Source organism: Bacillus sp. FSL K6-1003 (assembly GCF_037964945.1).
GTDB lineage: Bacteria > Bacillota > Bacilli > Bacillales > Bacillaceae > Bacillus > Bacillus mojavensis.
The window spans coordinates 2835004-2854473 of sequence record NZ_CP150176.1; the positions used below are offsets into that span (position 1 = coordinate 2835004).

Annotated in this window: 20 protein-coding genes; 3 read left to right on the forward strand and 17 right to left on the reverse strand. The window is 44.8% G+C overall.

Annotation, left to right across the window (positions count from 1 at the left end; translation table 11 throughout):
- Nucleotides 1-129: 129 nt before the first annotated feature.
- The 10 genes from NSU16_RS14505 to NSU16_RS14550 all read right to left on the reverse strand — a co-directional run bounded on the left by NSU16_RS14505 (nt 130) and on the right by NSU16_RS14550 (nt 9374).
- Nucleotides 130-1206, reverse strand: a complete 1077-nt coding sequence (locus NSU16_RS14505; protein WP_024122514.1) for a bifunctional 3-deoxy-7-phosphoheptulonate synthase/chorismate mutase — start codon at nt 1204-1206, stop codon at nt 130-132.
- A 236-nt stretch (nt 1207-1442) separates the two neighbouring features.
- Nucleotides 1443-1769: a bacillithiol system redox-active protein YtxJ gene (gene ytxJ / locus NSU16_RS14510; protein WP_010331506.1), complete on the reverse strand. Its 327-nt coding sequence runs from the start codon at nt 1767-1769 to the stop codon at nt 1443-1445.
- Between the two features lie 24 nt (nt 1770-1793).
- Nucleotides 1794-2249, reverse strand: a complete 456-nt coding sequence (locus tag NSU16_RS14515; RefSeq protein WP_010331507.1) for a YtxH domain-containing protein — start codon at nt 2247-2249, stop codon at nt 1794-1796.
- Between the two features lie 30 nt (nt 2250-2279).
- A complete protein-coding gene (locus tag NSU16_RS14520) occupies nt 2280-2702 on the reverse strand; it encodes a DUF948 domain-containing protein (protein WP_148962358.1) in 423 nt (140 codons plus the stop codon).
- Nucleotides 2703-2863: 161 nt separating this feature from the next.
- Nucleotides 2864-4162, reverse strand: a complete 1299-nt coding sequence (gene murC / locus NSU16_RS14525) for a UDP-N-acetylmuramate--L-alanine ligase (RefSeq protein WP_339191315.1) — start codon at nt 4160-4162, stop codon at nt 2864-2866.
- Between the two features lie 245 nt (nt 4163-4407).
- Nucleotides 4408-7287, reverse strand: a complete 2880-nt coding sequence (locus tag NSU16_RS14530; protein WP_339191319.1) for a DNA translocase FtsK — start codon at nt 7285-7287, stop codon at nt 4408-4410.
- Nucleotides 7288-7447: 160 nt separating this feature from the next.
- Entirely contained in the window at nt 7448-8053 is a 606-nt protein-coding gene (gene ytpR / locus NSU16_RS14535; protein ID WP_268505286.1) for a YtpR family tRNA-binding protein, read from the reverse strand.
- 16 nt (nt 8054-8069) lie between these two features.
- A complete protein-coding gene (locus NSU16_RS14540; RefSeq protein WP_026014592.1) occupies nt 8070-8879 on the reverse strand; it encodes a DUF1444 domain-containing protein in 810 nt (269 codons plus the stop codon).
- Between the two features lie 15 nt (nt 8880-8894).
- On the reverse strand, nt 8895-9218 hold the full coding sequence (locus NSU16_RS14545) for a thioredoxin family protein (RefSeq protein ID WP_010331513.1): 324 nt from the start codon (nt 9216-9218) through the stop codon (nt 8895-8897).
- Nucleotides 9219-9257: 39 nt separating this feature from the next.
- Entirely contained in the window at nt 9258-9374 is a 117-nt protein-coding gene (locus NSU16_RS14550) for a hypothetical protein (protein ID WP_125825412.1), read from the reverse strand.
- 77 nt (nt 9375-9451) lie between these two features.
- Between NSU16_RS14550 and NSU16_RS14555 the strand changes: the two genes are divergently transcribed.
- Nucleotides 9452-9898: a YtoQ family protein gene (locus NSU16_RS14555; protein WP_010331514.1), complete on the forward strand. Its 447-nt coding sequence runs from the start codon at nt 9452-9454 to the stop codon at nt 9896-9898.
- 58 nt (nt 9899-9956) lie between these two features.
- Here the strand turns inward: NSU16_RS14555 and NSU16_RS14560 are convergent, their stop codons facing one another.
- Entirely contained in the window at nt 9957-11030 is a 1074-nt protein-coding gene (locus NSU16_RS14560; RefSeq protein WP_168748539.1) for a M42 family metallopeptidase, read from the reverse strand.
- Nucleotides 11031-11187: 157 nt separating this feature from the next.
- Here NSU16_RS14560 and NSU16_RS14565 point away from each other — a divergent pair, with 157 nt between their 5' ends.
- Nucleotides 11188-11505 carry a PepSY domain-containing protein gene (locus tag NSU16_RS14565; RefSeq protein ID WP_010331516.1) on the forward strand — a complete coding sequence of 106 codons (318 nt, stop codon included), beginning with the start codon at nt 11188-11190 and terminating at the stop codon, nt 11503-11505.
- Nucleotides 11506-11558: 53 nt separating this feature from the next.
- On the opposite strand, the gene NSU16_RS14570 is transcribed toward NSU16_RS14565, so the two are convergent.
- From NSU16_RS14570 to trmB, 3 genes are all read right to left on the reverse strand, one after another.
- Nucleotides 11559-13259 (reverse strand): NAD-dependent malic enzyme, encoded by a 1701-nt coding sequence (locus tag NSU16_RS14570; RefSeq protein WP_339191323.1) that lies wholly within the window; start codon nt 13257-13259, stop codon nt 11559-11561.
- Between the two features lie 82 nt (nt 13260-13341).
- Nucleotides 13342-14187, reverse strand: coding sequence for an MBL fold metallo-hydrolase (locus NSU16_RS14575; protein WP_339191326.1), 846 nt, complete (start codon nt 14185-14187; stop codon nt 13342-13344).
- A 70-nt stretch (nt 14188-14257) separates the two neighbouring features.
- Nucleotides 14258-14899 (reverse strand): tRNA (guanosine(46)-N7)-methyltransferase TrmB, encoded by a 642-nt coding sequence (gene trmB, locus NSU16_RS14580; RefSeq protein ID WP_032731296.1) that lies wholly within the window; start codon nt 14897-14899, stop codon nt 14258-14260.
- A gap of 196 nt (nt 14900-15095) precedes the next feature.
- On the opposite strand from trmB, the gene NSU16_RS14585 reads away from it, so the two are divergent.
- Entirely contained in the window at nt 15096-15374 is a 279-nt protein-coding gene (locus NSU16_RS14585; protein ID WP_010331520.1) for a YtzH-like family protein, read from the forward strand.
- Here the strand turns inward: NSU16_RS14585 and NSU16_RS14590 are convergent, their stop codons facing one another.
- The 3 genes from NSU16_RS14590 to NSU16_RS14600 all read right to left on the reverse strand — a co-directional run bounded on the left by NSU16_RS14590 (nt 15375) and on the right by NSU16_RS14600 (nt 19464).
- Nucleotides 15375-16172: a phosphotransferase family protein gene (locus NSU16_RS14590; RefSeq protein ID WP_168748543.1), complete on the reverse strand. Its 798-nt coding sequence runs from the start codon at nt 16170-16172 to the stop codon at nt 15375-15377. It lies immediately after the preceding gene.
- 201 nt (nt 16173-16373) lie between these two features.
- Complete coding sequence (gene pulA, locus NSU16_RS14595) at nt 16374-18509, reverse strand: type I pullulanase (protein WP_339191327.1); 2136 nt, start codon at nt 18507-18509, stop codon at nt 16374-16376.
- A 25-nt stretch (nt 18510-18534) separates the two neighbouring features.
- The gene (locus NSU16_RS14600) at nt 18535-19464 is read right to left on the reverse strand and encodes a YegS/Rv2252/BmrU family lipid kinase (protein WP_010331522.1); all 930 of its coding nucleotides are present in this window, start codon (nt 19462-19464) and stop codon (nt 18535-18537) included.
- Nucleotides 19465-19470 lie beyond the last annotated feature (6 nt).

Here is a 19470-nt window from a genome sequence, read left to right on the forward strand (position 1 = left end):
AATTACTTCTCATGAAATTATACACGTTTTTATAGATGATGAAAACGTATACTTGAGTTTTATAATTAAATAAACGAGAAAGCGCAAAAAAAGGCCGCATATGCGGCCTTTTGTATTGATCTCATTCCATTAGGCGTTGACTTTCACCATTGGTTTCAGTTCATTCAGCCATTTTTCAAATTCAGGGATTGCCATTTGCTGAGCAGAGTCAGAAAGTGCGACTGATGGATCAGGGTGAACCTCTGCCATAACGCCGTCAGCACCGATCGCTAAAGCGGCTTTAGCTGTCGGAAGAAGGAGGTCACGGCGGCCTGTTGAATGTGTCACATCAACAAAGACCGGCAAATGTGTTTCCTGTTTCAGAATTGGCACAGCTGAAATATCGAGCGTATTTCTCGTCGCTGTTTCGTATGTTCTGATACCGCGCTCACAAAGAATAATTTGATCATTGCCTTGTGCCATAATGTATTCAGCTGCATTGATGAATTCCGAGATCGTTGCAGCAAGTCCGCGTTTCAGCAGGACAGGTTTTTTCACGGAACCTGCAGCTTTGAGCAATTCAAAGTTCTGCATATTACGCGCACCGATCTGAATTACATCAATATAATCAAGCGCTTCTTCAATATGAGCCGGAGTTACGATTTCGCTGATAACAGCCAGATCAAATTCGTCCGCTACACGTTTTAAGATTTGAAGTCCTTCTACACCGAGGCCCTGGAAATCGTATGGGCTCGTACGAGGCTTAAAAGCTCCTCCGCGAAGAATTTTAATCCCTTGTTTTTTAGCAGCCGCAGCCACTTCTGCTACCTGCTCATAGCTCTCAACCGCACATGGTCCGACGATAAATCTTTGCTGGCCATCTCCGACTTTTTCACCTTTGATATCAACGATTGTATCTTCAGGTTTTTTCTTGCGGGAAACAAGCAACGCTTTGCTGTGGTCTTCCTCCTGAAGCTCTAAACCTGCTTTAAAGATTTCTTTAAAAATGTGCTGGATAGTAGAATTTTCGAACGGTCCGTCATTGTTTTCAATGATTTTATTTAACATTGTACGTTCTCTGACAGGATCAAAGCGATTAACACCCTGCGCTTCTTTCGCTTTACCGATCTCTTTCACAACATTTCCGCGCTGGTTGATTAATTTTAAAATTTGCAAGTTTAATTCGTCTGCCTGCTGCCTTAGAAGCTCTAACTCTGTGTTGCTCATTTTTTTCATCCTTTCCCTGCACATTCATTTTTTATTTTGTAGTTAACATGCATCTTACTATAAGTAAAACCAAATGGAAATACTGAAATACAAAATTTTAAAAAAAGTCTACTTTATTACCCAAACGCTTTTAAGTGATAAAGTAATGTATGATGCTATCGTACATGATGTGACGAAAATGATCAATAGTTTTTTCAAAAAAAAAAAAGCGCCAGATCATACTGGACGCTTTTTTTCTAGGACAGATGCTGCTCAATCGCCGCTTCTGTAATTTGTGAATGTGAGGTATGCCACTTTACTTCACCGTTTTGGATCACGAAAACTTGAGGGCTTTCGTGCTTGACTCCGTATGTTTCTGCGATGAAATTTGACAGAGGCCGTGCCTCTTGTACTTGCAGATAGTAAGCCGGCACTTCTTCATGCTGATTTGCAAAGGCATCAAATTCGTGAAATGCGGCTTGGCTGATCGGGCATGTTAAGCTGTGCTTAAAAAACAAGAAAGTGCCTTCCTTTTCTGCAATACGTTTAAACTCTTCCTCAGATTGGATTAGCTGTTTTGCCATTAGTCAAGTCTGCTCCTTCCGGGCTCAGCGGTTGATGTGCTCGGCCTGTTTTTGTGCATCTTTCAGCTCGTCTTTTACGTCTTCTTTCGTTTGGAGGACTTGATCTTTTGCTTCGTCAGCCGCCTGCTTCGCTTCGTTTTTCATATCTTGCATAGCAGCTGATGACTCGGTATTGGCAGAATTTGAACGGTCTCTTAAATCTTTTACCTTGTTCATGATTTGTCCTGACTGATCTGCAACAAGCTGCGTGATGTTAGATGTTTTGTCTTTTGCAATGCTGACATATTGAGTGCCTTTTTCTTTTGCGTCTGCCGTCATTTTATCTGTTTTATCCCGCAGAGCGACAGCTTGATTTCCGAGATCGTCGCGAAGTTCTTTCCCAGATTTAGGTGCTAGGAAAAGCGCAGTGGTGGCTCCGATGATTCCTCCGATTAAAGTACCGATTAAAAAATCTTTACTATTAATTCCATCTTTGCTCATCATTATTCCTCCTCAAAGTGTTTTTCTCTCTTAAAGAGCTGATTTTTTCTTTTGCTTCCACTTCTCCCAAATTTCCATCGCTGCTTGGCTCCAGGTAACAACCTGATTGATTTTATCTTGGTTTTCTCTCACTGATGCCGATACAGAACCTGCCGCCTGCTTCATTGATGTATTGAACTGCTGTACAGAAGTTCCCACCCCTTGAACAGCATGAACGACCGTGTTCAGCTTTTCTGATTTTTCCTGAATGTCTTCAGCCAAGCGGTTGGTCTTATGTAAAAGCTCGGCAGTTTCAGTGGTAATGCCTTTCATTTGTCCCTCCAGCCCTTCTAGCGTGGATGCGACATGTTTTAATGTCAGCTGCAGTGACTTTAATGTTTTAGACAAATAGATCACTAAGACAAGAAATGCTACAGCGATTAATGCAACGCTTAAATAAAGAATGATTATCATCTTAGGCCTCCTTGCTGCAGGATATACTGCTGTTTACCCGTTATGTAAAATCATAAACATATGTGTTGGGCTGTATACATATTATTCTCCATTCCAGTTGAAAATCCTTTAAGAGGATTTCTCTTCAGATAAATAAAAAGCAGTGAGATCACTGCTTTTTATTATGCCATGACGTTTTCGTAGGCTCTCATATATTTTTGGATATCTCCTGCTCCCATAAAGATAAGAACGGCTTTATCATGAGCTTTTAAAACAGATGTATCATCTTCTTCAATCAGCTTGGCATTATTAATTTTTCCCTGCAGGTCGCCGATCGTCAGCTTCCCTGCGTTTTCCCGGGCTGACCCGAAGATATCGCATAAATACACACAGTCTGCCGCACTCAGGCTATCTGCAAATTCATCAAGGAATTGCTGTGTCCGCGTAAATGTATGAGGCTGGAATACCGCAACAATTTCACGCTCAGGATATTTCTGTCTTGCAGCCTCAATCGTCACTTTTATTTCTGTCGGATGGTGAGCGTAGTCATCAATTAACACTTGGTTTCCGAGCTGTTTCTCATTGAATCTGCGTTTCACGCCGCCAAATGATTTGAGGCCATGCTTAATAACACTGGCGTCAATTTCTTCATAATGGCACAACGCGATGACCGCCAATGAGTTCAATACATTATGATGGCCGTACGCAGGAATATAAAATGTGTCATAGAATGTATTGCGGACAAAGACATCGAAAGTTGTCCCTTCTGTACTTTTTACGATGTTTCTCGCTTGAAAATCATTTTCTTCTCCCGTGCCGTAATAAACGACAGGCACGTTCGCATGGATTTTCGGCAGATACTCATCGTCACCGCAGGCAATAATGCCTTTGTTAACTTGAAGAGCCATCTCCTGAAAAGCGTCAAACACATCGTCAATATTAGAGAAGTAATCAGGATGATCAAAATCAATATTCGTCATAATTGCATAGTCAGGCTGATAGCTTAAGAAATGACGGCGGTATTCACACGCTTCAAATACGAAGTATTCGCTGTTCTCATTTCCTGCGCCTGTTCCGTCCCCGATTAAGAAAGACGTTGGCTTTGCGTTTTGGATGACGTGTGCCAGCAGCCCCGTAGTTGACGTTTTGCCGTGCGCACCAGTAACCGCGACACTGGTGAACTTTTTCATATAGTCACCTAAAAACTTATGATAACGAATCACCGGAATTCCGTCAGACAGCGCTTTTTCAATCTCAGGATGCGTGTCTGGGAATGCGTTTCCAGCGATAACTGTCATGCCGGGTTTGATGTTATCCGCGCTAAAAGGAAGGACGGTGATGTTTCTCTTTTCAAGCGCCGTTTGTGTGAAAATGAATTTTTCGATATCCGATCCTTGGACAGTATATCCATTATCATGAAGTATTTGGGCAAGCGGACTCATACCCGTCCCTTTTATTCCAACAAAATGATAAACAGTCATAATTGTACCTCCAACAAACGTCTATCTGTTCCCCAGTATATGACGTTCATTTCAATTTGCGACCGCGGCGGCTGAAAAGCCGCCTGCGGCGTATCCTTATATTTTTTGTTATGTTCAGTATCCGGTTATTTCTTTCCGATTAAACCTGTATATCACAATTTCTATGCCCATCTGCTGTAAAGCGGCATAGGTGTTTAATGATCTATCCATTATCATACCATGTTTGCTGTGAAAATGAACCTATATTATTCGTTTATTAAATCACTTGCAGTGATCAGCACCTCTCGAGGCTTGCTTCCTTTCGCTTCAGAGATCATACCTTCTGCTTCCATCATATCAATCAGCCTTGCAGCCCGATTATATCCGATTCTGAATCTTCTTTGCAGGCTTGACGTGCTTGCACTGTTTTGCTCAACAACAAATTCACACGCCTCATAAAACAGTTCATCCTCTTCCTTTAAGGCAGAGCCTTGTCTTACCAATTCTTCTTGTTCAAACAAATAAGCTGGCGGCAGCTGGTTTCTGACATGGGAAACAACACGGTCAATTTCTCGGTCCGATACAAAGTTGCCTTGAAGACGGACCGGTTTTCCAGAACCGTTCTCTAAAAAGAGCATGTCTCCTTTACCGAGAAGTTTTTCCGCACCAGCCATGTCTATGATTGTTCGGGAATCAACCTGGCTGGAGACAGAAAACGCAATTCTCGTCGGGATATTCGCTTTTATCAGACCGGTAATGACATCGACTGACGGACGCTGAGTCGCGACAAGCAAATGGATTCCGCAGGCTCTTGCTTTTTGAGCAATTCGGGCAATGCTTTCTTCTACATCATTTGGAGCTACCATCATCAAATCTGCAAGCTCGTCAATGACCACAACTAAATACGGCAGTTTTTCGCCCGTTTGGTGATCGGAGGTTAATTGATTAAAACGATCAATATCGCGAACACCGGAATGGGCAAACAGTTCATAGCGCCGCTCCATTTCCTCAACAACCCATTTTAAAGCAGCTGTGGCCGCTTTGGCGTCTGTAATGACAGGGCTGACAAGGTGAGGAATCTTGTTGTAAGGCGCAAGCTCCACCATTTTCGGATCAATCAGCAGCACCTTCACTTCACTCGGATCAGCTTTATAAAGCAGACTCACTAAAATGGTATTGATGCACACGCTTTTTCCCGATCCTGTAGCTCCGGCGATAAGACCGTGCGGCATTTTTTTCAGATCAATGACAACAGGATTCCCCGAAATATCCAATCCAAGTGCTGACGTAAGCGGTGATGTGCTCGTCCTGAAAGCGGAACTGCGAATCATCTGGCGCAAATCAACAACCTTGCTCGTGCGGTTCGGCACTTCAATTCCGATCGTGTTTTTCCCCGGAATCGGCGCCTCAATTCGAATATCTCTTGCTGACAGGCTGAGTTTAATGTCATCAGACAGATTGGTGATTTTATTTACCTTTACACCCGGTTCAGGGTGTACTTCAAATCTTGTGACTGACGGCCCTTGCGTTACATGAACCACATTGGCCCGAACGTTAAAGTTTTTCAAAGTTAAATCAAGGAGCTGACGCTGCTCTTCTATCCACGCAGCATCGTCCTGAACTTGTGCTGGCGGCACATCAAGCAGTGAGACATTCGGGAACACATAGCTTCCGCGGCGCTCCCCTGCTTTTTGCTGTTTATGCGTATCGCTTTTCAGCATCATAACATTAAAAGGAACAGACGGTCCCTTCTGAAGTGCCGGACTTCGTTTAGGATTGTCACCAGACTTCTTGGCTCTGTTCTGCTGTTCTGCTGTAGCCGTGTGTCTTTCTGCCGCAGGGCTATCATCCGCCGCAGAATAGGATGGAGAACCCTCTTCTGTGCTATGTTCCGGTTGTGAATCACCTTCTATCTGGGCCACGGATGATCCAGGCTGGTTGTTTTCCTCTATCATTTGAGCTGATGCAGCTTCCGGAATGCTTTCTTCGTGAACAGTTGTTTCGCTGTCTGACTGTTCCTCTGCTTCTTGCAGGGCTTCTGGCACAGCCTCTCCCTCGTATCGTTCATTATGCACGAGAGGCTTTTCATGCTCATGGATTTCCATTTGTTCTGCTGGGGCTGAGAAGGTTTCAGCAGTTTCTGGATGAACGTTTCCTTCGTTGGCTGACGGCTCTTCCGCCTCAGTTCCAGCACCTGTCACAGTCCCTTCCCCATACCGCTCATCGGGTAAGAAATGCTCTTCCTTTTCAGGCTCTTGGATCTCTGTTTGTTTAGTCGAGACGGTGTCAGCAGTTTCTAGCACAGCTTCTTCATGGGCATTTACACCGTTGGCTGACAGGGTTTCTGCCTCCATTCCGGCACCTGTCACAGTCTCTTCCCAAGATGTTTCTTCGTGCAAGAAAGATTCTTCCTGCTGATCATTCATTTGCTCTGTTTCTTCTGACGGCATCTCAGCAGCTTTTGGAGCCATTTTTTCTCCAGCGGTTATTTTTTTGTCTGACAGCTCCTCTGCTGAGTGCTTTGCCATTGTTTCATTCGTACTTTTTTGGACGCCAGAAGGCTCTTCATCCAATCGGACATGTGAAAAGAGGGGTTCCTTCTGTTGCTGCGGCGGCCGGTCCGGCATCGAATAGCTGCGTTCGCGTTCGATTTCTTCTGAAAGCAGTGTTACCTTCTCTTCTACAGGTTCCGGCTTTTTTTGCTCACCTTTTTTTTCCGCAGATTGTTTCGGCATGTCCTTTTTCACAGATGGTTTTTGATTAAATCCATATACAGGCGAAGGGATATTTGTCGGTTTAAACGGTTTCTTGGCCGGCTCTGATTTTTCATATGTACGGTGCTCTTTTTCATTATTTGTGCGGTCTCTGTGCTGAGCAGCTCCCGAACGAGGCGCGGCTTGCGGTTCCTCCGATGGCGGGCGGCGCCTTCTCAAATCATTTTTTTGGTATCCGTCAGGCACAACCGGAAAACGGAACTTGCCTTTAGGATATTCGTAATATATTTTAGGATCTTCCAATCGTTTTAATTGTCCTTCGGAGTGATGCGATTCTTGCTGTTTCGGAACTTGAGCAGGTTTTGTCTCCCGTTCAGCATCCTCTTCACTCTCTCCTAAAAACAAATCAAAAAATTTATGAAGCCAACTCATAAGTCATCTCTAACTCCCTTATAGTTTTCTGGGACGATTTTTAGTATACCACTGCTTGTCGGCCCAGAAAAGATTAAGCTTTCAGCAAAACAAAGCCGCTAAACAAGAGCTTAGCGGCTTTTTTTACATGATTCGATTTTTTCGGCGTATTTATGGGAGTCTAAAACTGAAATGCGTCTCCAGCCTCATGGTCTCCTTCTAATACAAGGATTCCTTTTTCAGCAGGAGCGTCAGGCAATGCAAGCTCTTTTGCGGAGCAGATCATTCCGCTGGACGGTACGCCTCGAAGCTCAGCATCCTTGATGACAAGCCCGCTCGGCATCACAGCGCCGACTTTGGCAACAACAACTTTTTGGCCTTGGTCAACGTTAGGCGCGCCGCACACGATCTGAAGTGTTTCGTCCCCTACATTGACTTTACAAACGCTTAGTTTATCAGCATTCGGATGTTTTTCTTTTGATTCAACATATCCGACGACAAACTTTGGCGATAAATCAACGACTAATGTTTCTTCAATGCCGTTTCTGTTTAACGTTTCATTCACATCTTGAACGAATGTTTCTGAAAGGGCAACAGGGCCGTTTTCATCAATGGTTAAGTATGAAGACGCGTTAAAGATGTTAAAACCCGTCGTTTCATTTGTTTCGCTATTGAAAATTTTGACAACGTCGCCGTATTTTTCATAGCCTACTTGCTCGCGCGTTACGTCTTTTAGAGAGATCAGAAGTGTATCTCCCACACCTTCTTTATTATAAAAAGCGTTCATAAGTAAAAAATCCTTTCTAATCCTTTTTCGGACGGCTTTTTGCCAAGATAAACACCGGCTCCAGCTTTCCTTCATTGTATAGGAAAGAAAGCGCCGTAATCGGAACGGTGCCGCCTGCAAAGAAGCTCATCGACATTTGTCCTAAAATATCATACCCTGATTCATTCCGAATGTCAGCAAGTATCAGAACGTCCTGATGCGGAACAGAGATCGCTAGCTCACCTTTAGCATTTTGTTTATACTCATTTAAAATCGCTTCGTTCAGAATCCGGCTGGCGTCGTAACCGTCGTTTGCTCTGAAGAAGTAAAAGAGATTGCCGGCAACAGTATCCTCTTTGACAACCGTCGGCAGGGAGCGGAGGTTAAACGCAGCCGTTTCTCTGATACGCTCCTTCGTCCAGTTTTCTTTCTCCAGCATGCGCTGATCAATTAAACGATAGGTTTTGCCCAGATCAAGCGCGTAATAAATTCTTGTTTCTGCGGTATGCTCGTCATAAATAAGCGGAATCTCTTCGCTGGACTTGTCCGGAAAAGAGGTTGAGCGGATGACCGGATAAATACGGCTTTCCTTCCCGGTTATTTCCTGCGACTTTCCTTCCATAGCTGCCATGGCTTCTGATACATAATAAACGATCTCGTCAATGGCTTCGTCTTTTTTCAGTTCCCATTTTGCAATAATCGGCGGCAGGTCAAGCGTAATTCCTTTTTTAGTTGTTTCATCCTCAACACGGAGGGTGTCTTTTTCTCTGTCAAATAAAAAGGAGCGATTCTCGTGCTGAAGGCGCTGTTTCAATATGTCTGACAGCTTCCTTGAGGTCATTTTCAAACCGGATATCCTCCTTTACGCTTTTGCGAGAGAGTCAGTTAAAAACTGTTCAATTTCTTCTTTTGTTTTACGGTCTTTGCTCACAAAACGATTCACTTCTTTTCCTTCATTAAACACAACAAAGCTTGGAATGCCGTAAATCTCCCACTCTGCGCATGTATCAATAAATTTGTCGCGGTCTACATAGTAGTAAGTGAATTCAGGAAAATCTGCTTCCAATTCCGGTAGAAAAGGCTCTACAAAACGGCAGTCCGGGCACCAGTCGGCAGAAAACATAAATACAGCCCAATCATCCTTTACCGCTTTTTCCAGTTCTTGCGTTGTCTCGATTTTTTTCATCACATATCCCTCCAGTTGTTTATGTTCTTACATGTTAATTTATCGATACTCGTCCATTTGGATCATACCAAACTGCTTGCGGCAAAACCACTTATATGCAACGAATGAATATGTAAGATAAGCTTTCCCATTATCATTATCATATTTTATTTGCATTATCAAGCACGTTTCGTTTAACATTTTGTACATGAGGGTAAAATTGACAAATGGACATACAAAAGGAGGGATCCCGTTTGGAGTTTATCGTCTATTTAGCCGGGGAAATCCATAGCAATTGGCGTGAGGAAATCAAGGAGAAAACAAAATCACTGAAGCTTCCGATTACGTTTGTCGGCCCGATGGAGCACCACGACCGTTCGGACAATATCGGAGAAGAAATTATGGGCGCTCAGCCAAACGCAGTCTATAAGGACGACAAGGCTTCTGATATCAATAACTTCAGAACGGCTGTCTTGATGAATAAAGCAGACTTTGTGATTGCCTTGTTTGGCGAAAAGTACAAACAATGGAACACAGCAATGGATGCTTCCTATGCTATCGCAAAAGGTAAACCCCTGATCATTATTCGTCCTGAATCGCTCCATCACCCATTAAAAGAGCTTTCAAACAAAGCGAATATTACCGTTGAAACGGTGAACCAAGCGATTAAAGCACTTTCGTATGTATTTGAAACAAAATAAGAAAAAAGCTTGTCGACATGGCTTACAAGCCTTGCTCAACAAGCTTTTTCTACAGGTTTTACATATTTTCTTTAATTGCTTCAACCGTCTGCTTGTCACAGGCAGTTACGAGCTTTATCAGCATTTCTTTTGCCGCGGCGTAATCATCAATATGGATAATAGACGCATTTGTATGAATGTAGCGGGAGCAGACTCCGATAACTGCCGACGGAACGCCGCTGTTTGAAATATGCACTCTGCCTGCATCTGTACCGCCGCCGGAAACAAAGTATTGATATGGAATCTGATGCGTTTCAGCCATATCCAAAACAAATTCTCTCATTCCTCGGTGCATAACAGTTGTTCTGTCAAGGATGCGCAGCAAAAAGCCCTTCCCAAGCTGCCCAAACTGCTGTTTATCGCCGCTCATGTCGTTTGCCGGACTGGCGTCAAGCGCGAAGAACAAATCCGGTTTGATCATATGAGACGCTGTTTGCGCGCCTCTTAAGCCGACTTCTTCCTGAACGGTTGCGCCAGCGTAAAGCGTATTCGGCAGTTCTTTTCCTTGCAATTCCTTCAGCAATTCAATGCTCAATCCGCAGCCGTACCGGTTATCCCACGCTTTTGATAATATTTTCTTTTCATTGGCCATAATGGTAAACGGGCATACAGGGACTACCTGCTGGCCCGGTTTAATACCGATTTTGATGGCGTCTTCCTTATCATCTGCTCCGATATCAATCATCATATTTTTGATATCCATCGGACGGTTTCGCTGAGCATCTGTTAACAGATGCGGCGGTATGCTTGAAATAACCCCCGGAACAGGGCCGTTATCTGTTTGTATTTCTACTCTTTGCGCCAGCAGTACCTGACTCCACCAGCCGCCGAGCGTTTGGAACCTCAGTAATCCGTTATCTGTAATGGATGTCACCATAAATCCGACTTCATCCATATGTCCAGCCACCATGATTTTCGGCGCGTCCTCTCCGCCTTTTCTGACTCCGAAAACACTTCCCAGTCTGTCCTGAACGATATCATCGGCATATTTGGCAAGCTCCTGCTTCATAAACGCACGGACCTGATGCTCATTGCCCGGCGCTCCGGGAAGCTGCGTCAGTGTTTGGAAAAGCGCTTTCGTTTCTTGATTCATGTTTTCCCCTCATTTCTATGTAGTTCTTTTATTTTATTAGAAAAAATTCTGTTTTCCAAGCACTCTGATTGAATCTGCTCAATGAGCCGCGTATCGCTTAACAGGATTTGGCGGTTTCTGTATAATGAAAGTACGATCAATCAGGAGGTGCTTTATTTTGAAATTGCGTCATCTTCTTTTAGGAGCAGGACTTGGCATTTGTACGGCTGTTGTTGTGAAACAATATGTGATGAAGCCTTATATTTCTTCAGAAAGAGCGCTTCGTATCGTAAAATCCGCTTTTAAACAGCGTGGGCCGATTGATGGATCATGGATCTATACCCAGCCGGAGCCCTACAATGTGAATGGGGAAACCGTGCAGGTGTACAAGACCGGTGTTACACGGTCAGCTTTTGGAGAACTAGAGCAATATGAAGTGATGGTGGATGCGAAAACGGGGAGAATTGTAGATGTCATTGATACAATCGCGTCTTAACACCGGACAAGCGTAAAAGAGAGGAGCCGCTGCCCATGCAGCGGCTCTTTATATTATATCGCTCGAATCGGTTTGTATACCGGATACCACATCGCGTCCTGCACAGCCTGAATGATGTCCTCAGGCTCTTCAGTGGCCACGCCTTCCTTAATGGCGGTTTTAGCAACTTCAACTGCAACCGTTGCCGATACAGTCCGTAAATCTTCCACCTTCGGAAGCATCGGTGCGCCAGGCACTCCAACATTGACCATACTTGCGATCGCACGGGCACACGCTTCAAACATGCTGTCTGTAATCAATTTTGATTTGGTGACAATTGTACCAAGCCCAAGCCCCGGGAAGACAAGTGCGTTGTTGGCCTGTCCGATATGATACGTCACGCCGTTATAATCCACAGGCGGGAACGGACTGCCTGTCGTGATAAGCGCACGGCCTTCCGTCCATTCAATTAAATCTTGCGGTTTTGCTTCAGAAAGAGTCGTCGGATTCGACATTGGCAAAATCGCCGGCCGTTTTACGTGTGAAGCCATTTCTTTTACAATTTCTTCAGTAAATGCACCGGAAACTGTTGATGTACCGATGAGAATCGTCGGTTTCGCCTGACGGACCACCTCAAGGAGATCAATACCTCCGCCTTCGCCGTTGCGCTGATAATCTTTCACCTCATCAGCCTGACGGGCATAAGACTTTTGAAAATCAAGAAGCTGATCCATATCATCTGTTAACAGCCCGTTCCGGTCTATGCACCAAAAGCGCTGGTATGATTCTTCCTCACTAAGCCCCTCGCGCACCAATGCTTCACGCAGCTGTTCAGCAATTCCGATTCCGGCCGTACCCGCTCCGAATATCACGACTCTGTGCTCCTTCAGCGGCACTTTTGATGCTTTTGCACAGGATAAAACTGCCGCAAGTGAGACAGCACCTGTTCCTTGGATATCATCATTAAACGTACATACTTTATCTTTATAGCGTTTCAGGATGCTGCGCGCATTTTTCGCTCCGAAATCCTCCCAGTGAAGCAACGCATTCGGGAATGTCTCTCTCGCAAGTGAGACATATTCATCAATAAATTGGTCATAGCGTTCACCGCGAACTCTGGAATGCTGGTTGCCGACATAAAGCGGGTCGTTCAGGAGGCTCTCTTGATTTGTGCCCGCATCCAAAACGACAGCCAGCACTCTGCTTGGATCAATACCCGCAGCTGCCGTGTATACTGCAAGCTTGCCAATTGATATCGCTATACCGCCTACTCCCCAGTCTCCGATTCCTAAAATCCCTTCAGCATCGGTTGCGACAATTAAATCAATGGCATCACTTTTGTCTTTAAACTGTTTAAAGGCCTCTCTCATCCCTTCCGGGTCATCGATTGACAGATAGAGCCCTCTCGGCTTCCTGTATTCATGGCTGTATCTCTGAATGGCCGTACCTACTGTCGGCGTGTATACAATCGGGAGCATTTCTCCTAAGTGGTCATTTAACAAACGGTAAAACAGCGTTTCATTTCGATCGTGCAGTGCTGTCAAATAAACATTTTTACTTAAATCATCCGGCTGTGAGGAAAACTGTTCGTACGCTCTTTTTGCCTGTTCATCAATGGTCAATACCTTCGGCGGCAAAAAGCCATTCAATCCGAGCGCTTTTCTTTCCTCCTTTGTAAAAGCTACTCCTTTGTTCAAAAAAGGAACAGAGAGTACTTCAAGGCCTCTTAATGTTGTCTGAATTTCTCCTTCGTTCGTTACTTCGAATTGTTTCACCCTGCCTCTTCCTTTCTGAGCATAATTAGTACTAGGTTTGCTTTATTAGCCGGAAATCATGCAGGGTAAACATGAAAATATGCTATTGTTTCTTTCGTTTGAGTGATTCTGTAATCCTTTCGTCCCCATCCCATTTCAGTGCGCGATATTCGGCATCATGATAAAAAATAAACCATGCGTCTTTCTCCGCTGCATACGCCTGCCACTTTTGCTTTTGCGGTATAGAGGTCATCGGATAATCATCATAAGCCAGCACCCATAATGGATTGCGGTGGGCGTGTGTCGGCATCAAATCCGCCATATGTACCGCGGTTTCACCCGCATCCTCACATACAAGAACACAGTGGCCGTCACTGTGGCCCCCGGTATGATGCAGTGTAACTCCCTCTGTTATGGTGCAGGTGTTTTCAAAGGTTTTCACTTGGGCGGCAACAGCCTCCCAGTTTTCTTTCCAGTAGGTATTTTTCGATCTGATATTCGGATGGCGCATTTCATACCATTCAATAGATGAAGCGTAAATAACGGCATTTGGAAAAACCGAAACCAGATTATCGCCTTCGTATTCCGTCAATCCGCACGCATGATCAAAATGAAGGTGTGTCATGGCGATCACGTGAATATCTTCAACTGTTAATCCGAGCGCTGCTAAAGATGTTTTCACATTGGATTCTTGAGTCACACCGTAGTTTCTTTTTTGTTTTTCAGTCAGCTTGCCGGACCCGATACCGGCATCGACGATCACGTTTTTCCCGTCCTTTTGAATAAGAATCGGATCTGTCCTTAGTTCAATCTGGTTTTTTTCATTGACTGGATATTTTTTTGACCATAACGGCTTTGGAACAACACCGAACATGGCTCCTCCGTCCATGTGAGTCACCCCTCCGTCAAGCCAGGTTAACGTCGTGTTTCCAATTTTCATCGTTTCCATCTTCATCCCCCCTGTCATCATCGTAGCAAACAGCGCATAAAAAAAACAGACTCCTGCGTCAGAGTCTGTTTTACGCTCTCCATTCAACTTCAGCCCGATAAATCGGCTGGCCGAGTGCTGAGAATTTTTCTTCATATTCTGTCATGATGTTATCTTCCATATCGCTGTTATGCAGATCAAGACTGACATATGTCAGCAGCAATCCGTATTCCGAGAAGCTTTTCAGCGAGTACTCAAACAGACCGCGGTTGTCTGTTTTAAAATGAATTGCTCCGCCTTTCCCCATCACTTCTTCATATTTCTTGATAAAATGGGAATACGTGAGACGGCGTTTTTCGTGGCGTTTTTTCGGCCAAGGATCAGAAAAGTTTAAGTACACCCGTTTGACTTCACCCGGCTCAAACACGTCTGTCAACGTGTCCGCATCTATATTCAAAAGCTTCACATTCGGCGCTTCGCTATCTTTTACTTTCTGGACAGCAGTTACAATGACGCTTTTAAATAACTCAATGCCAATATAATTAATGTCGGGATTTTGTTTGGCCATTCCGGAAATAAATTGCCCTTTTCCTGTACCGACCTCGATATGGATCGGATTGTCGTTGCCAAACACTGTATTCCATTTTCCTTTATAATCAGCAGGATTGCTGATGGCAATATCTGCGTTTTCAGCCAAAAAGTCATCAGCCCAAGGCTTGTGGCGCATTCTCATATGATTGACACCTCTATCTATTATTTCGACTAACAACATACCATGAATTAAAAAGACCCGCAAGCTTGTTTTTAAAGGTGTGCCTTCACATAAAAAAAGAGGTTCCCGTCTGTCGGAACACTCGTGTCTCATGCATAAAACCATCCTGTTTTGAACAATTTAACCCGTAAGATACTGAAGGGATGTGTACCGTTTTATGGGTTTAAATTACGAGAATCAAGTTGATCTATTGAAGGACATTTTGACCGACCATCAATTAGACTGCTGCGGAACCGTCGCCGAATACGAACAGCTTGAACGTGTGATTAAATCGCTGATGGCAAACACCGAGATCGATTCACACTTAAAAAACGTGCTGGAAGATGTGTACCGATACAGCCAATCAGGAATATCGTCCAAATCCATCGACTCACACATACAAGAGCATCAGAACAGCTTGTCTCAATGGGTAGAGGAAATGGATTCATATTCCTGATTATTGAACAATCCGCTTCATCAGCATATGAAGTTCTTCCATTGCATCATGGAATTCTTTATCGTTTCCTTTGGATTTATGCCAAGCAATGTAAGTGATTGTTTCAGATAGCACATACCATGCCATTCTTAACCGAAGGCTTTCCGTTAACTCGATGCCGTACATGCCCAGCCAGCTCTCCCAAGCTGGCTTTTCAACGTAGTGGTACAGCAATGGCCCTAGATCCATCGCCGGGTCAGCGATCATGGCGCCGTCCCAGTCAATTAAATACAGCTGGTTGTCTTCAGACAATAGCCAGTTATTATGATTGACATCACAATGGCAAACGACTTTCTCACCGAAATGCACTTCATGCAGATGATCTTCTAAATACGTAATCCCTTCTTGAATCAGCGGCGAAGTTTGCTGCACAGCAAATACAGCCTGTTTAAGCTGAGACAGCAGAGCCCCTGGATTCAACGGTTCCTTTCCAAGTCTCTTCAGCATGTCCAGCAAGGCCTTTGATGTGTGTATTTTACGAAGCAATTCAGCAACGGACCGTCCGCTCATGTCTTTCGGCTTCAGCTCTCTGCCGGTCATCCAGTGCTGGGCCGTAATGACGTCCCCATTCTCCATCCGTTTTGTCCAAACCAGCTTAGGAACAATGCCTTCGGCGGATAAAACAGCTAAAAAAGGTGAGCTATTACGTTTTAAAAAAAGCTGCTGCCCGTTATGTTTCGCATAATATGCATCTCCTGTAGCTCCTCCGGCGGGGAAGATCTCCCAATCGCTACCTAGTAATTGTCCCAACCAGTTCATATCAATGTTCAACCCATCATTTCTTAAAATATTTTAGAATAAGGTCTATTCGTCTTCAGTGTATCCAGCGAATGCCTTTTTCGTACGAATCGTATGAAAAATAAAAAAGACAGCTATTGAGAGTCTCATATGCTAATCAATAGCCGTCTTTTAAATTTTAGCGCTATAGCACAAACTTCGTCAAGCAAAACTCGTAAGATCTCATGCTAAATATAAGATAACCGTTCCGATGCCGTTTACAGCAACCGCTTTCTTGATTTCTCCCGGATCAGCGCAAAACCCGTCAGTATCACATAGAAGCCGGTAAGCCTTATCTTTCGGCAGCTGCCATGTAACAGAATCAGGGCTGGCATGATGGAGGACAATGATTTCTTCCCATTCGTCGATTGCGCCGAGGCCAAACAGCCGGTATACAATAAGGTGCTCTTTGAGAGCCAGGCATTCAAGGCTGCGCTGAATATCCGCTGATGACGTAAGCCGGAATGCCGGATGCGCTTTTCTGAGCGAAATCAGCCTGCGGACATAATCAGCATCTTGCTTGAATGTTTCACGCCGCGACCAGTCCAGCTGGTTGATGCTGTCACTGGATTGATAGCTGTTTTCCACCCCCTGCTTCGTCCGGAAAAATTCCTGTCCGCTGTGAATAAACGGAACTCCCTGGGCCAGCAGAATGATTGCAGTCGCCAGCTTTTGCCGGCTTCTCTTTCGGCTGTCACTTTCTTGTGGAAGCGCGAGGCTCATTTTATCCCAAAATGTGTGGTTGTCATGCGACTCGACATAATTGATAGATTGACTCGGCGCAGACACAAGCGGAGCGGTCTCTTTCCATCCGGAAGATCCGGCAATCCCATGCATGACTGTTTCCGCTTTTTCGCCATTCCCAAGGGCAAAACCCGATGCCGCGATTTGAAAGGTATTCCCTTTAACAGCGTCACGAAACGAATCATTAAAAAAACCGACGCCCGGCATTTTTGAGGCATTCGCCAATGTCGCTTTCTGATCAGGCGGCAGCGGTGTTGCCAAATCCCAGCCTTCCCCAAAGAGAAGGATTCCGGGCTTTACCTCAGATGCTTTTTCTTTTATATGAAGAACCGTTTCGATATCTAAGATGCCGAGCAGATCAAAGCGGAAGCCGTCGACATCGTATTCCTTGAGCCAATACATGACGCAATCCGTAATGAATTTTCTCGCCATCCGCCTTTCTGAGGCGATGTCATTCCCGACGCCGGTGCCATTTGAAGGCATCCCGAATTGATCATGCCGGAAGAAATAACCGGGCACCGTTTTTTCAAAGGGCGAGTGCTCTCTTTGATATACATGGTTATAAACAACATCCAGGATGACACGCAGGCCATGCCGATGCAGGGTGTGAATCATTTGTTTTACTTCTTTGTTTCTTGTCTGAGGGTCGTGAGGATTGGAGGCATAGCTTCCCTCCGGGGCGAAAAAATGAAGCGGATTATAGCCCCAATTGTAGGCGGCAAGCGGGGTTTCTTCATTAACTCCGGCATAATCGTTTACCGGCAAAAGCTCGATATGCGTAACGCCAAGCTCTTTTAAATAAGAAAGTCCTGTAGAACTGCCATTTTTCGTTTGAGTGCCAGTTTCAGCAAGCGCCGCATACTTCCCCTTGTTCTGCATACCGCTGTTTTCATGAATGGAGAAGTCACGGACGTGCATCTCATAAATAATGGCATCAACGGGGTCTGAAAATGGTGTAAGCGAAGGAGCCGAGTTTGCTTGATCTGGGCGCAGCACGACCCCCTTCTCTCCGTTGACAGTCACAGCCTTTGCATACGGATCCACCGTTTCTGTCCATTCTAAATTGTTGCAGATCCGGTACACATACTCATAGCCGTGCAGATCTCCAACCACTGTAACGGCGTATACTCCATTTTCCATTCTTGTCATTTGGAACGTATGCCCGCTTTTTTCGGGATGTGACAGCTTGACGGCAGCTGACGTCGCAGCAGGCGCCCATACTTTAAATTCAGTATAATCCGAAGTGTAAACAGCTCCGAGCTCTCCGTCATAATAAAATGCAGCATCAAACGGATCCGTCCTGATCACTGCCCCGATTTGGAGATCGGTTACTCCGCCGCCGGATGCTTTGACATAATGCGTTTTCCCGAAAGTGACCGGCTGCTCAGCTACACATACATACTTGTATTTCCCTTCTATTTTCCATTCCTGACTGACTGTCAGAGGAATTTCCCCTGTATCTGTCTCTAACTGAAAAGGCGGCGTAAAGGTATCTTTTTGATCAGCAGGGATCAGAACCGTAATGATATTCATTTCATCGGCATACGCTTCAAAGCGGCGTTGGATACTGACCATCAGAATCTCTCTCCTCCAAAAACGTTTATGTTTTGATCCGTAACGGTGAGGGACTCGATGCCAGACGGAATGGGGTTGTACCCATGATTTCTCCGTCGGCATGGAACGGAATTTTGTCCTTCGTGTAAAACGTAATGTCTTTCGCTTTAAACATCGTCACGCCGTCCATTTTGGTGTGTTTTCCAAATGTCATCAAGCATAAAAACCAATACTTTTTCAAAAACGGCAGATTCTCAACAATGATGATATCAAATGCCTGTTCGCGCGGATTCGCAAGCGGGGCCGCCTTCATGCCGCCTCCGTAAAACGGATGATTGGAGACGACCGCAAACCAGACATGATGAAATTCCTGTGTCTCTCCTTCAATTGTACAAGCCAACGAAAACGGCTTAAAGGTAGCCGACGCGTACAAATGGGATAGCGGATAGACAAGAAAGCGGAGGCGCAGAAAATGGATCGCCCGTTTGAATGGAAATTCCAATGCCTTTTTATTGACGTATGCGTCAAAGCCGATTCCGATATGATTCAAAAAATAAAGAACCTGCGATTTATCCTGAAGCAAATTAACGCTTCCTAAATGAAACGTTCGCGTTAACGGACGCTTCAGCTGTCTGATTTCCTGAATCAGGTCTATTTTCTTAATGGAGAATCCTCTGGAAAAATCATTGTACGCGCCAGCCGGCACAAAACTCAGTTCGATATCATCAACATCTTTCAGTCCGTTGACGACTTCGTGCATCGTTCCGTCTCCGCCAATAACAATCAGGCGTTTCAGCTTATATTCCTGCATCGTTGAAATTTGCCGGGCGAGAACCTCGGCGTGTCCCGGATGCTCAGTTAAAAATGAGCGGTGCTCAATCTTTCGTTTCAGTAATTCCTTTTGTATCGACTTCCAAACACGCAGGCCTTTTCGGTGCCCTGCTGCCGGATTAATAATAAAAAACCATTGGCTCATCTTTCT